The organism is Bacillus sp. 5mfcol3.1 (assembly GCF_900114335.1).
GTDB classification, from domain to species: domain Bacteria; phylum Bacillota; class Bacilli; order Bacillales; family Bacillaceae_G; genus Bacillus_A; species Bacillus_A thuringiensis_S.
Genome location: NZ_FOST01000002.1, coordinates 903,056 through 916,455 on the forward strand (window position 1 = coordinate 903,056; position 13,400 = coordinate 916,455).

Below are 13,400 nucleotides of genomic sequence, written 5' to 3' on the forward strand. Positions count from 1 at the left end.
TAAGAAAAGAGAAGCGGAGGAGTTAGTAGTGCGTGTATTAGTTAGTGGTGGGGGTACTGGTGGTCATATTTATCCAGCTCTTGCTTTAATTAGAGAAATAAAAAAGTTAAATCCAGAAGCAAGATTTTTATATATTGGTACGGAAAATGGACTAGAGAGTACAATCGTTCCAAAAGCAGGTATACCATTTCAGTCTATTGTTATAAGTGGATTTAAACGAAAAATATCATTAGATAATGTGAAAACAGTAATGCGTTTTCTAAAAGGTGTACAGGATAGTAAACGATATATTCGTCGTTTTAATCCGGATATCGTAATTGGAACGGGTGGATATGTATGTGGACCAGTTGTATACGCTGCAGCCAAATTAGGTATTCCAACTATTGTACATGAACAAAATAGTGTACCAGGTGTAACGAACAAATTTTTAAGTCGTTATGTTGATAAAGTTGCTGTTTGTTTTGAAGCAGCTACAGAGCATTTTCCAGAGTCAAAAGTGATAATGACAGGTAATCCGCGAGCATCAGAGGTAATGGATCAAAATGGAATGAAAGGGAAACGTTCAGTTGGGCTTTCTCTTCCTAAAAAGTCTGTACTTATATTTGGTGGAAGTCGTGGAGCTAGACCGATTAACGATGCCTTCGTTGAAGCAATTGAACAGTTTGGGAACAAAAGCTACGAAATACTATATGTAACAGGTGAAGTACATTATGACAAAGTGATGGAAGCCGTGAAGCAAAAAGGGAACCCGAACAATGTTATTATTAAGCCGTTCATTCATAATATGCCAGAGGTACTAACTGGTGTAGACCTTGTTGTTTCAAGGGCTGGGGCAACAACACTTGCAGAATTAACAGCGTTAGGAAAACCAAGTGTGTTAATACCGAGTCCGTACGTAACAAATAATCATCAGGAAAAGAATGCACGTTCAGTTGTTGATAAAGGAGCGGCAAAAATGTTACTTGAAAAAGATTTAACAGCTGAAACGCTTATTCGTGATATTGATGAGATTTTATTGGATGCACAAACATTACAAAATATGAAGCTAGCTGCTAAGCAACTAGGTATTCCAGATGCAGCAAATAAGCTGTATGAAGTAATGAATAAGCTTGTAAAAAAATAAAGTGAGGCTTTAATCGGTGGGGAGTGATTCTTTCTCGTTGATTATTACCTTTCACTAATCGGATGTTTACTGGCATCCCGATTCTCGCCTAACTTCTTTGTTACCGCCGAATTTTGATTTAGGAGCTGTACTGCCCGTAAATAGAGGGATAACGTTAGGTGAACGCCCTGCATATTATTGTCATAAGGAGACTTAATATGGGGGAGATTGTCTATGGAACAATTAGTAAATGAGCTTATAGAAGCAGACGTTGGTCATGTTTTAGTTAACGAGTCGTTAGCACGTTATACAACTATGAAAATAGGTGGACCAGCGGATATTTTAATTGTGCCAAAGCATGTAGCCGGTATTGAAAAAACATTACAGTTAGTAAAGCAATACAAAACGAAGTGGACTGTAATTGGGCGCGGTTCAAACCTTCTTGTATCTGATCAAGGCATAGAAGGTGTTGTTATTCGTTTAGGAGAAGGATTAGATCACTTAGAGGTCGAAAAACATAAGGTAAGAGTTGGTAGTGGATATCCTCTTATTAAATTGTCAACTTTACTTAGTCGTCAAGGGTTAGCTGGATTGGAGTTTGCAAGCGGTATTCCAGGAAGTGTCGGTGGTGCAGTATATATGAATGCAGGTGCACATAAATCGGATATATCGAGTGTATTATCGAAGGCTCTCATTCTGTTTGAAGACGGTACAATTGACTGGTTAATGAATAAAGAACTGGAGTTTTCTTATCGGGCATCTGTATTGCAAACGAAACGTCCTGGTATTGTTTTAGAGGCGGAGTTTCAATTACAGGCGGGAAAACGTGAAGAAATTGTACGTAGCATGCAAAATAATAAAGATTACCGCCGTGAAACGCAACCATGGAATCACCCGTGTGCAGGAAGTGTATTTCGGAATCCAATCCCACATTTTGCAGGAGATTTAGTAGAAAAAGCAGGGCTTCGTGGTTATAGGATTGGTGGAGCTCAAATTTCTGAAATGCATGGCAATTTTATTGTTAATACCGGGGGAGCTTCAGCGCAAGATGTATTGTCCTTAATTGAATTAATAAAACATACAATTAAGGATAAATTTGATGTAGATATGCATACAGAAGTAGAAATCATTGGAAGATAACGGTTATTCGTTCCGCTCATTATCATTTATGTTATAATAAGAAGATAAGAACGGCATGAGGAACATGCCGTTCTTTATGTTACATAGGGGGATCGTACATGAATAATAGTAAAGTGATTAAACTACAAGATCGTGTACCAAAATTGAAAAATCAAAAGAAAAAAAACAAAAAAAATGTTAATCATCGATTGATTTTATACATATCAATTTTATTTTTATTAGTGCTCTTTTTAATTTATTTTCGGTCTCCGCTTAGTAATATAAAAAAGATTAGTGTGTTTGGAAATCACTATATGACGGATGAGCAAGTAATGAAGGATTCAGGCGTGACATATGATACAAGTTATTTCCGAGTGACAGCACATAAAGCTGAAGAAAACTTAACGAAGCGAAAAGAAATTAAAGCAGTAAATGTAAAAAAACGTTTTCCAAACAAGATTGATATTCATATCGAAGAATATTTAACGATTGGTTATATAAATAAAGAGGGAAAATTACAACCGTTATTAGAAAATGGAAAAACGCTTGATGTACTACCTAATGGAAAACTTCCTGTTGCAGCACCGATTTTCGAACCTTTTAAAGAAGAGAAAATGAAGGAGTTAATCGCTGAACTAGAAAAATTAACACCAGCTATTTTAAAATCTATTTCGGAGATTCGCTATTCACCAACGAATGCGAATGAAGATCATCTTACTTTATATATGAATGAAGGTTATGAAGTGAGCACTACGATTCAAAATTTTGCAAAACGTATGGAAGCCTATCCGCTTATTTTAAAAACAATTGAGCCAGGTAAGAAGGTATTAATTGACTTAGAAGTAGGTGCATATACGAAAGAATTAGGTGCGGAAGAAAAAAAAGAATAGAATGGTAGTTTTCGTTGATTATAGCAGAAAAAACAAAACGAATGTTCTATTATATGTATACGAATTTAGAAGAATGGTTCATTTGATGAAAAATATGTAAAAATTCTTAGATTCATACTAGTATTGGTACAAGTTTCACTTTTCTATGAGTACATCTTAGTGTAGACTTATACTTGGCGGTAAACTTTACACTCGAAATAGAATTATTTCAAGATAAGCAGTTATTCATAGTTTACTGCGATATTCTTAATTGAATGCTAAATAAAAATAAGAAAAATATAGGGTTAAAAAAGGGAAACGTATAAAGACGTTGAATATTTTTCTTATAAATAGTAAAGTTGCGATTGTTGTTCCATATATTGAGTTGTATGGTATAAATAAAGAAGGAGGTGCCAAAGAATGAACAGCAATGAAATATATGTTAGTCTTGACATCGGTACATCCAATGTTAAAGTCATCATTGGTGAAATGGTTAATGACAGCTTAAACATTATTGGTGTTGGAAATGTAAAATCAAATGGTTTAAAGAAGGGATCGATAGTTGATATAGACGAGACTGTTCGATCAATTAAAAAAGCAATTGAACAAGCTGAGCGCATGGTGGGAATCCACATTGAGCAAGTTGTAGTAGGTGTCAATGCAAACCAGGTACAGCTACTTCCTTGTCACGGAGTAGTCGCTGTTTCAAATGAAGATCGTGAAATCGGGAATGAAGATGTCTTACGCGTTCTAGATGCAGCACAAGTTGTGTCAATTGCTCCAGAGCGTGAGTTTATTGATGTGGTACCTCGACAGTTCATCGTAGACGGTCTTGACGAGATTAACGATCCACGCGGGATGATCGGTGTAAGATTAGAAATGGAAGGTACACTTATTACAGGCTCGAGAACTTTACTACATAACCTACTTCGTTGTGTAGAAAAAGCAGGTCTTGAAATTGTTGATATTTGTCTTCAACCTTTAGCGGCTGCAACAGTTGCTATATCTTCAGATGAAAAAAATAGAGGAGTAGCCCTTGTTGATATGGGGGGAGGATCTACAACTTTATCTATTTTTAAAGATGGAGAGTTACAAGCGACGAGCGTATTACCATTAGGTGGAGACCATATAACGAAGGATATTGCGATTGGGTTGAAAACTTCAACAGAAAATGCAGATCAAATTAAGTTGAAATATGGACATGCTTTTTATGATACAGCATCTGAAGAAGAGATGTTTACGGTTCCTATTATGGGAAGTGATCAAACAGAACAATATTCTCAGTTGGAATTATCGGATATAATAGAGGCTCGTGTAGAGGAAATTTTAATGTTTGTTCAAGATGAAGTGCGTAAGTTAGGAGTAAAGCAAGTGGCTTCTGGTTATGTACTAACTGGTGGAATTGCTTCTATGCCAGGTGTTCTTGACCTTGCATATGATATTTTACATGAAAATGTTCGTGTAGCAACTCCTGATTATATTGGTGTGCGTGAGCCCCAATATACAAGTGGAGTTGGATTAATTAAACATTCTTATCAAAAAGCTAAATTACGTGGGAAAAATGTGCAGGAAAAGCAAGAGCATTTTGAACCAGTACCAGCACCAGCACCAACGCCGGTACAACAGCAACCTGCAAAACAAAAAACTCGTAATCAAAACAATAATAATCAAAATGATGACCGCATGATGTCAAAAGTAAAACGTGTATTCCGTTATTTATGGGATTAAAATTGGACACGAAAAATGAGGTTCTAGGGGGATTTCGACATGTTAGAGTTTGATACTACTCAAGATCAATTAGCGAATATAAAAGTTATCGGTGTCGGCGGTGGCGGAAACAATGCTGTAAACCGTATGATTGAACACGGTGTACAAGGTGTAGACTTTATCGCTGTGAACACTGATGCACAAGCATTAAATCTATCAAAAGCTGAAACGAAAATGCAAATTGGTGGAAAATTAACGCGTGGACTTGGTGCAGGCGCAAACCCTGAAGTAGGGAAAAAAGCTGCAGAAGAAAGTAAAGAACAGATCCAAGAAGCACTTCGTGGTGCGGATATGGTCTTCGTAACTGCCGGTATGGGCGGTGGAACTGGAACTGGTGCAGCTCCAGTTGTTGCTCAAGTTGCAAAAGAATTAGGTGCTTTAACAGTTGGTGTTGTAACACGTCCATTTACTTTTGAAGGACGTAAGCGTGCGACGCAAGCAGCATCTGGTATTGCAGCATTTAAAGAAAATGTAGATACTCTTATTGTAATTCCAAACGATCGCTTATTAGAGATTGTTGATAAAAATACGCCAATGTTAGAAGCATTCCGTGAAGCTGATAACGTATTACGTCAAGGTGTTCAAGGTATTTCGGATTTAATTGCAACGCCAGGTTTAATTAACTTAGACTTTGCAGACGTAAAGACAATTATGTCTAATAGAGGTTCTGCTTTAATGGGTATTGGTTCTGGTAACGGGGAAAATCGTGCTGCAGAAGCTGCGAAAAAAGCGATTTCTAGTCCATTACTAGAAACATCTATTGATGGAGCTCAAGGTGTTATCATGAACATTACGGGTGGCGCTAACTTAAGCTTATATGAAGTACAAGAAGCGGCAGATATCGTAGCTTCAGCTTCAGATCCAGAAGTAAATATGATCTTCGGTTCTGTTATTAACGAAGGATTAAAAGATGATATCGTTGTAACTGTAATTGCAACTGGTTTTGATGATAGCATTGCAACTCAACCACCAAAACCAATTATTCGTCCGAATGCGAACCACACGCAACAACAGCAACAACCAGTAGCTCAACCTTCAAAACAACGTGAAGTAAAACGTGAAATGAAGCGTGAAGAGCCAGTTGTACATGAGCGTCATTCAGATTCAGATGATATCGATATTCCAGCATTTTTACGTAACCGTCGTAGACGATAAAAAAAGGAGCTTTCATGCTCCTTTTTTGTTTTTTAAATGGAAAAGACCTGCTAAGCAGGTCTTTTTTTATTTCGTATATTTCAATATATTTTGTTGGTGAAAATAAGAGTATATCATTCTATGAATTTGTACTTTTATTTTTTACCGACAGATTATGTCTAGAAATCACAAAATAACAAAAAAACACCTCCGCAAATTGACACACTTTCCTATTGGATATGCATTATACTAGTCTCAACTTGAAAAAAGAGGTGAATTGTTTGGTTGTTTACGCCGACGTTGTTTGGTTGTTAAACGCCTGCATTGATTTTCTTTTGCTTTTATTAACAGCTACCGTGTTAAAAAAGAAGATCAAAAGATGGAGGCTTGTGTTAGGGGCATTTATAGGTTCAACTATTGTTATTTTTGCCTTTACTCCTTTTGCTTCTATGATGACACATCCAATTATGAAACTACTGTACTCGTTACTTATTGTGTATACAGCATTTGGGTTTACAACATTTAGAAATTATGCACAAACTGTTTTTACTTTTTACTTTGTAACCTTTATGGTTGGCGGAGGATTAATTGGAACTCATTTCTTTTTGCAAACGAATGAAATGGTAAATGGATTGGTTCAATCTCAGTCAATTTCTTACGGCGATCCAATTAGTTGGTTATTTGTTATTTTTGGTTTTCCGGTAATTTATTATTTTTCTAAAAAGCGTATTGAAAGCGTAGAGGTCACGAAAATACACTATGACCAAATTGTGAAAGTAAAAATTCAATTAGCGGAAGAAGAACTAGAACTGGCAGGTCTTATTGACAGTGGGAACCAACTTTACGACCCATTAACAAAAACACCCGTTATGATTATGCATGTTTCATCATTAGAACATTGCTTACCATCTTGGTTAACAGAACAAATTTATTCCAAAACAGAAATTCCTCAAATACCAGAAAATGATTCTGGTTGGGCGACAAAATTACGTTTAATTCCTTTCCGTGCAGTAGGAGTAGAAAGTCAATTTTTGTGGGCAATTAAGCCTGACAGTGTGCAAGTTGATCATGAAGGTAGTTCTATTGTTGTAAACAAAGTATTAATTGGATTAAATACACAACAACTGTCTACTAATGGGGAGTATCAATGTATTGTGCATCCAAAAATGTTGATTTCACAAAAAATGGTGATCGCTTAATAATGAGAGGCGGGATAATATGATGAAATTAAAATTTTATTTAGTATACCTTTGGTATAAAGTATTGCTGAAATTAGGAATTAAGACCGATGAAATTTATTATATTGGTGGAAGTGAAGCGTTGCCACCACCGTTAACGAAAGAAGAAGAGGAAGTTCTTTTGAATAAATTGCCAAAAGGAGATCAGGCAGCAAGGTCATTACTTATTGAACGCAACTTAAGGCTCGTTGTATATATAGCAAGAAAGTTTGAAAATACAGGGATAAATATTGAAGATTTAATTAGTATAGGAACAATCGGCCTTATTAAAGCGGTAAATACATTTAATCCAGAAAAGAAAATAAAATTAGCAACATATGCATCGCGTTGTATAGAAAATGAAATTTTAATGCATTTACGTCGGAATAACAAAAATCGTTCGGAAGTTTCTTTTGATGAACCGCTAAACATTGATTGGGATGGGAATGAACTATTGTTGTCTGACGTGTTAGGTACAGATGATGATATTATTACAAAAGATTTAGAAGCTACTGTAGATCGTCACCTTTTAATGAAAGCATTACACCAATTAAATGATCGTGAAAAACAAATTATGGAACTTCGGTTTGGGCTTGCTGGAGGAGAGGAAAAGACGCAAAAAGATGTGGCGGATATGCTTGGGATTTCACAGTCATACATTTCGCGTTTAGAAAAAAGAATTATAAAAAGATTACGAAAAGAATTTAATAAAATGGTGTGAAGAATAGGACCAGCCGTTATGTAGGCTGGTCTTATTCTATTTAGTTGTATTAGGAAAGATAATTTAAATGAAAAATCGTGAAAAAACCATATGCATAAAATCCCCTTCAAAGGAAATACTTTACACTGTACAGCAACTCCCGATAGGAGGGAACACTTTGACGAGAAACAAAGTAGAAATTTGCGGTGTTGATACAGCTAAACTTCCAGTATTAAAAAATGAAGAGATGCGTAAATTATTTCGTGAAATGCAAAGTGGAGAGATAAGCGCAAGAGAAAAATTAGTGAATGGAAACTTACGTCTTGTACTGAGCGTCATCCAAAGATTTAATAACAGAGGAGAATATGTTGACGATTTATTCCAAGTTGGTTGCATCGGACTTATGAAATCAATTGATAATTTTGATTTAGGCCAAAATGTAAAATTTTCAACGTATGCTGTGCCGATGATTATTGGGGAAATACGCAGATATTTGCGTGATAATAATCCGATTCGCGTATCGCGCTCATTGCGAGATATTGCGTATAAAGCTTTGCAAGTAAGAGAGAAGTTAATTGCAGAAAATTCAAAAGAACCAACAGCAATGGATATTGCAAAAGTGCTAGAAGTAACTCATGAAGAGATAGTATTTGCTTTAGATGCAATTCAAGATCCAGTTTCATTATTTGAACCGATTTATAATGATGGAGGAGATCCTATCTTTGTTATGGATCAGTTAAGTGATGAAAAACAAAAGGACGAGCAGTGGGTTGAAGAACTAGCATTGAAAGAAGGAATGAAGCGTTTAAATGATCGAGAGAAAATGATTATTAGAAAACGTTTCTTCCAAGGAAAGACACAGATGGAAGTTGCAGAAGAAATTGGGATTTCCCAAGCTCAAGTATCACGTTTAGAGAAGTCAGCCATTAAACAAATGAATAAAACGATTCAAGGATAAGGTCTCACCAATTATGGTGAGACCTTTTTATATGTAATATGGTTTGTGCTCATAGTAGGGGATTAGTGTTCATATAATGAAACTAGCATGGTGTTTCGTATAGGTGGCTTCCTGTAAATATGAGAAACAGCTTCCAATTCGTCATATAAGGGAGAGGGTAAAAATGGTGATACGAATTTCAGAGTTACAGATGAAGGATGTTATAAATATTTCAGATGGAAAAAGGATTGGGAATATTGGAGATATTGAAATTGATATGAACACAGGGCAAGTTTGTTCTGTTATTATTTCCAAACAGACACGTATGCTAGGTATTTTTGGAAAAGATGTTGAGATTGTAATTCCTTGGAAGGAAATTGTGAAAATTGGGGAGGATGTCATACTTGTAAGAGTAGATCCTGTTAATACTGTAACAGAATCAATACAAACACCGACAATTTCATAAAGAATATTACAAATTCCTCTTTTTTTTCTGTTAGGATTATGAAAAAATAAAAGTATGGTAAAATAGACAGGAAGTACCATGCTTTTTTCTGTTATTTTAATTAAAAGGAGCCGCTTTATTATGAGAGAACCATTTAAATATGTGGACGGTATACTGTATTTACAAGCGTGGAAAGAACTTGGAAACATTACTGCTGGATTTACGACAAAAGATGGTGGGATAAGTACGGGCTCCTTTCATGCGATGAATTTAGGATTACATGTGAATGATATCGTGGAGAACGTTCATGAAAACAGACGCATTTTAGCAAATAAGTTACAAAAACCATTAGAAAACTGGATTTGCTCTGAACAAGTTCATGATCATCATGTTGAAAAAGTAGGGCAACAGGAAAAAGGAAGTGGCGTTTATTTATATGAGGACGGCATTTCAAAAACAGATGGCATTTATACGAGTAATGAAGATGTTCTGTTAACGTCTTGTTACGCGGATTGTGTTCCGCTCTATTTTTATGCACCATCACATGGTATGATAGGACTTGCGCATGCTGGATGGAAAGGCACTGTACAAGAGATTGCAAAGGAAATGATTCAAAAGTGGAATGCAGAAGGTATTTCAAGTGATGAAATTCATGTTGCAATTGGACCGTCGATTGGATCTTGTTGTTATGTTGTGGATGATCGTGTATTAACAGCAGCACAGAAAGTAATTAACGGTGCTGTTCCTCATCAAAAAATTTCTGACGGGCAGTACGCAATTAATTTAAAAGAAATTAATCGTATATTATGTGTACAAGCAGGCATAAAAGAAGAGCATATTGTAATGTCATCTCTTTGTACAAGCTGTGAAGAGCAACTATTTTTCTCTCATCGTCGTGATCAAGGTAAGACAGGAAGAATGTTGAGTTTCATAGGTTTTAAGGAGGAAGGAAGCAAGTGACAGTACAAGAAAATTTAGTAATTGTAAACGAAGCTATTAAAGAATCTTGCGTTAGAGCTGGACGTTCGTTGCAAGATATTAAACTTGTTGCAGTGACAAAAACTGTAGGGATTGAAAAAACAAACGAAGTAATTGAAACTGGAATTATCGATTTAGGTGAAAATAGAAATGAAGGTTTCTTACAGAAATATGAGCATTTCGGTTCAAAAGTTAATTGGCACTTTATTGGCTCATTACAAACGAGAAAAGTAAAAGAAATCATTAATGAAATTGATTATTTACATTCGTTAGATCGTCTTTCCCTGGCGAAAGAAATTCAGAAACGTGCTGATAAGAAAGTGAAATGCTTTATTCAAGTGAAAACCTCATCTGAAGAATCGAAGCAAGGATTAGCAATAGAAGAGGTTGTTTCTTTTATTCAAAGTTTGCAAGAATTCGATAAAATTGAAGTGGTTGGACTAATGACGATGGCTCCATTTACAGAAGAAGAGGAAGAAATCAGACGCTGTTTTAAGGAATTACGTATGTTGCAAACAAAGGTGCAGGAGCTAGAGTTATTACATGCGCCATGTAAAGAATTATCAATGGGAATGTCCAACGATTACACGATTGCAATTGAAGAAGGGGCTACATATATTCGTTTGGGAACGATTTTAGTAGGAAAAGCGTAAAAGGAAGGAGAATCTTATTATGAGTTGGTCAAAAGTAAAATACTTCTTTTTTGATACACCGGAAGAAAAAGAAGCAGCTCAATATGGTTATGAAAAGGAGCAAACAGACATGAAAAAGCAGCAAGATCCACCAGAACAACAAGATGTTACGTTTCCAAAAGCGCAACCGAAGCAAAATGTTGTGAGTATTGAAACAGCAAAACAATCTTCAAAAGTTGTTTTATTAGAACCACGCACATATTCGGAAGCACAAGGGATTGCGGACCACTTAAAAGGTAGACGAGCTGTTGTAATTAATTTGCAGAGAATGTCTACTGATCAAGCGGTACGTATCGTTGACTTTTTAAGTGGTACTGTATACGCTATAGGCGGGGACATTCAAAAAATAGGACCAAAAACATTTATGTGTACACCTGAAAATGTTGATATTGTTGGTGCAATTTCAGAGTTATTCGGTGAAGAAGAAGAAACAAATATAAAGAGGTGGTAATACGCCATGACAACAGTTTTAATGGTGTTAAGTTCTGCTATCGAGATTTACTCGTGGGCACTGATTATTTACATTCTCCTATCATGGTTTCCTGGTGCAAAGGAATCATCTTTTGGAGAGTTCTTGGCGCGAATTTGTGAACCGTATTTAGAACCATTCCGCAGATTTATTCCGCCGCTTGGTATGATTGATATTTCTCCACTCGTTGCGATTTTTGCGTTAAAACTTGCTAAAAGTGGTTTGTTCAGTTTGTTCAGCTATTTCTTATAGTAAGAGGTTAAATACATGAGCATTTACGAACATTTTAGGCCTGATGAAGAGGTCTTTGTAGATAAAGTGCTGGAGTGGAAGCGAACAGCGGAGTACCATCAAGTGAAATTAACAGATTTCCTTGATCCAAGACAGCAACAAATTGTTTCTATGGTAATTGGACAAGGAGATGTCGCTGTGCAATTTGGTGGTGCAACGCCTAATGCAGAGCGTAAAAGAGCACTCATTTATCCAGACTATCTAGAATTAAATGAAGAAGAATTTCAAGTAGAAGTATTAGAAATTGACTATCCTTCCAAGTTTTATACGCTAGAACATAGGCAAATATTAGGTACATTTATGTCTCTTGGTTTAACGAGAGAAAAATGTGGTGATATTTTGCTGCAAGAAAATCGTGCCCAAATTGTAGTTGCGAAAGAAATCGTATCGTACATTGAGATGAACTTACAAGCAATAGGAAAAGTAAAAGTCTCCTTATCAGCAGTGCAAGGAGAACAAATTCTACAAATACATGAAACGTGGGGGGAGAAATCTGGAACGGTTTCTTCACTTCGTTTAGATGTTATGTTAGCTGAAATGTTACATTTATCTAGACAGAAAGTACAACCTTTCATAAAAAATGGTTTAGTAAAAGTCAATTGGAAAACAGTGGAGCAAACTTCTTATGAATGTTATCCAGGAGACGTTTTTTCTGTTAGAGGATATGGCCGAAGTAAATTATTTTCTGTAGAAGGTAGAACAAAACGCGACAAATGGAGAATTTTGTATGGTATACTAAAATGATTGGTTTTTTAGAAGGAAATCCTCCTATTTTGTCGAAGAAAAGATATAATTGAAAGAGGAAATTTAGATAACTACTTGGAGGTGGCGTTGTGCCGTTAACACCATTAGATATTCATAACAAAGAATTTGGTCGCGGATTCCGTGGCTATGATGAAGATCAAGTAAATGAGTTTCTTGATCAAATTATCAAAGATTATGAATTGGTCATTCGTGAGAAAAAAGCTTTAGAAGAAAAAGTTGCGCAGTTAGAAGGGAAGTTAGATCATTTCTCTAATATTGAAGATACGTTAAACAAATCTATCGTTGTTGCGCAAGAAGCAGCGGAAGAAGTAAAACGTAATGCGCAAAAAGAAGCGAAATTAATTGTGCGTGAAGCTGAAAAGAATGCTGATCGTATTATTAACGAAGCATTAGTAAAATCAAGAAAAGTTGCTTTTGATATTGAAGAGCTAAAGAAACAAGCGAAAGTATTCCGAACTCGTTTCCGTATGTTATTAGAAACACAGCTTGAAATGTTAAACAACGATGATTGGGATAAACTAATTGAGTTAGAAGACGAAGTAGATGAACTGTTGAAAAAAGAAGAAACAGTGTAAGCTTGACGTTTTTCTCATTATTACATATAATTTTAAACAACATATTTATTAAGAAAAACGAAGATAGGGATAAGTACCTTTTCAAACCTTATATAGCGAACTGAGGATGGTGTAAGCTCAGGATAAGGAGATAGTGGGAATATCACCCTGGAGTTCCGCGCTGAACAAATAGAGTAAGCGTAGGCGTGTATTCGCGTTAAGAATATAAAGAGGATTCTATACATATGTATATGATCTACTAGGGTGGTACCGCGGGAGACTTTCTCGTCCCTTTTTGGGATGAGAAAGTCTCTTTTTTATTCCGTTTTTTAAGTATTTCTTTTATACATGTAAGGAGGAA

The 13,400-nt window shown here is 35.8% G+C and carries 15 protein-coding genes and 1 other annotated feature; all 15 genes read left to right on the top strand.

Going from position 1 to position 13,400, the window contains the following annotated elements; genetic code table 11:
* The first annotated feature begins 28 nt into the window (after positions 1–28).
* The 15 genes from murG (at position 29) to divIVA (ending at position 13,060) form a co-directional block, all read left to right on the top strand.
* Entirely contained in the window at positions 29–1,123 is a 1,095-nt protein-coding gene (murG, locus tag BM089_RS14195; protein WP_090977634.1) for an undecaprenyldiphospho-muramoylpentapeptide beta-N-acetylglucosaminyltransferase, read from the top strand.
* A 213-nt stretch (positions 1,124–1,336) separates the two neighbouring features.
* Positions 1,337–2,242 (top strand): UDP-N-acetylmuramate dehydrogenase, encoded by a 906-nt coding sequence (gene murB / locus BM089_RS14200; protein ID WP_090977174.1) that lies wholly within the window; start codon positions 1,337–1,339, stop codon positions 2,240–2,242.
* Positions 2,243–2,340: 98 nt separating this feature from the next.
* A complete protein-coding gene (divIB, locus tag BM089_RS14205) occupies positions 2,341–3,111 on the top strand; it encodes a cell division protein DivIB (RefSeq protein WP_001065789.1) in 771 nt (256 codons plus the stop codon).
* Between the two features lie 399 nt (positions 3,112–3,510).
* Positions 3,511–4,818 (top strand): cell division protein FtsA, encoded by a 1,308-nt coding sequence (gene ftsA / locus BM089_RS14210; protein WP_001087557.1) that lies wholly within the window; start codon positions 3,511–3,513, stop codon positions 4,816–4,818.
* Between the two features lie 39 nt (positions 4,819–4,857).
* Positions 4,858–6,012, top strand: coding sequence for a cell division protein FtsZ (gene ftsZ, locus BM089_RS14215; RefSeq protein WP_000888984.1), 1,155 nt, complete (start codon positions 4,858–4,860; stop codon positions 6,010–6,012).
* Between the two features lie 260 nt (positions 6,013–6,272).
* Positions 6,273–7,190 carry a sigma-E processing peptidase SpoIIGA gene (spoIIGA, locus tag BM089_RS14220; RefSeq protein WP_000261975.1) on the top strand — a complete coding sequence of 306 codons (918 nt, stop codon included), beginning with the start codon at positions 6,273–6,275 and terminating at the stop codon, positions 7,188–7,190.
* Between the two features lie 19 nt (positions 7,191–7,209).
* Positions 7,210–7,929 carry an RNA polymerase sporulation sigma factor SigE gene (gene sigE, locus BM089_RS14225; protein ID WP_000976948.1) on the top strand — a complete coding sequence of 240 codons (720 nt, stop codon included), beginning with the start codon at positions 7,210–7,212 and terminating at the stop codon, positions 7,927–7,929.
* A 157-nt stretch (positions 7,930–8,086) separates the two neighbouring features.
* Positions 8,087–8,866, top strand: coding sequence for an RNA polymerase sporulation sigma factor SigG (gene sigG / locus BM089_RS14230; RefSeq protein ID WP_000197755.1), 780 nt, complete (start codon positions 8,087–8,089; stop codon positions 8,864–8,866).
* A 163-nt stretch (positions 8,867–9,029) separates the two neighbouring features.
* Positions 9,030–9,311: a YlmC/YmxH family sporulation protein gene (locus tag BM089_RS14235; protein ID WP_000236749.1), complete on the top strand. Its 282-nt coding sequence runs from the start codon at positions 9,030–9,032 to the stop codon at positions 9,309–9,311.
* A gap of 120 nt (positions 9,312–9,431) precedes the next feature.
* Positions 9,432–10,250, top strand: a complete 819-nt coding sequence (pgeF, locus tag BM089_RS14240) for a peptidoglycan editing factor PgeF (RefSeq protein WP_090977176.1) — start codon at positions 9,432–9,434, stop codon at positions 10,248–10,250.
* A complete protein-coding gene (locus BM089_RS14245) occupies positions 10,247–10,921 on the top strand; it encodes a YggS family pyridoxal phosphate-dependent enzyme (protein ID WP_000218011.1) in 675 nt (224 codons plus the stop codon). The genes pgeF and BM089_RS14245 overlap by 4 nt, the downstream gene beginning before the upstream one ends.
* Positions 10,922–10,940: 19 nt before the next feature.
* Positions 10,941–11,411 (top strand): cell division protein SepF, encoded by a 471-nt coding sequence (locus BM089_RS14250; RefSeq protein ID WP_000119129.1) that lies wholly within the window; start codon positions 10,941–10,943, stop codon positions 11,409–11,411.
* Between the two features lie 6 nt (positions 11,412–11,417).
* Positions 11,418–11,681: a YggT family protein gene (locus BM089_RS14255; protein ID WP_000214324.1), complete on the top strand. Its 264-nt coding sequence runs from the start codon at positions 11,418–11,420 to the stop codon at positions 11,679–11,681.
* Positions 11,682–11,696: 15 nt separating this feature from the next.
* Positions 11,697–12,464 (top strand): YlmH family RNA-binding protein, encoded by a 768-nt coding sequence (locus BM089_RS14260; RefSeq protein ID WP_000029713.1) that lies wholly within the window; start codon positions 11,697–11,699, stop codon positions 12,462–12,464.
* Between the two features lie 89 nt (positions 12,465–12,553).
* Positions 12,554–13,060: a septum site-determining protein DivIVA gene (gene divIVA, locus BM089_RS14265; RefSeq protein WP_001131611.1), complete on the top strand. Its 507-nt coding sequence runs from the start codon at positions 12,554–12,556 to the stop codon at positions 13,058–13,060.
* Between the two features lie 51 nt (positions 13,061–13,111).
* Positions 13,112–13,335, top strand: a binding site (T-box leader).
* Positions 13,336–13,400: the final 65 nt, after the last annotated feature.

Bases quoted from the DNA above. Each gene is read 5' to 3' on its own strand.
- sigE (WP_000976948.1), top strand. From the start codon at position 7,210: ATGATGAAATTAAAATTTTATTTAGTATACCTTTGGTATAAAGTATTG.
- BM089_RS14250 (WP_000119129.1), top strand. From the start codon at position 10,941: ATGAGTTGGTCAAAAGTAAAATACTTCTTTTTTGATACACCGGAAGAA.
- murB (WP_090977174.1), top strand. From the start codon at position 1,337: ATGGAACAATTAGTAAATGAGCTTATAGAAGCAGACGTTGGTCATGTT.
- ftsA (WP_001087557.1), top strand. From the start codon at position 3,511: ATGAACAGCAATGAAATATATGTTAGTCTTGACATCGGTACATCCAAT.
- BM089_RS14235 (WP_000236749.1), top strand. From the start codon at position 9,030: ATGGTGATACGAATTTCAGAGTTACAGATGAAGGATGTTATAAATATT.
- pgeF (WP_090977176.1), top strand. From the start codon at position 9,432: ATGAGAGAACCATTTAAATATGTGGACGGTATACTGTATTTACAAGCG.
- BM089_RS14255 (WP_000214324.1), top strand. From the start codon at position 11,418: ATGACAACAGTTTTAATGGTGTTAAGTTCTGCTATCGAGATTTACTCG.
- ftsZ (WP_000888984.1), top strand. From the start codon at position 4,858: ATGTTAGAGTTTGATACTACTCAAGATCAATTAGCGAATATAAAAGTT.
- BM089_RS14260 (WP_000029713.1), top strand. From the start codon at position 11,697: ATGAGCATTTACGAACATTTTAGGCCTGATGAAGAGGTCTTTGTAGAT.
- divIB (WP_001065789.1), top strand. From the start codon at position 2,341: ATGAATAATAGTAAAGTGATTAAACTACAAGATCGTGTACCAAAATTG.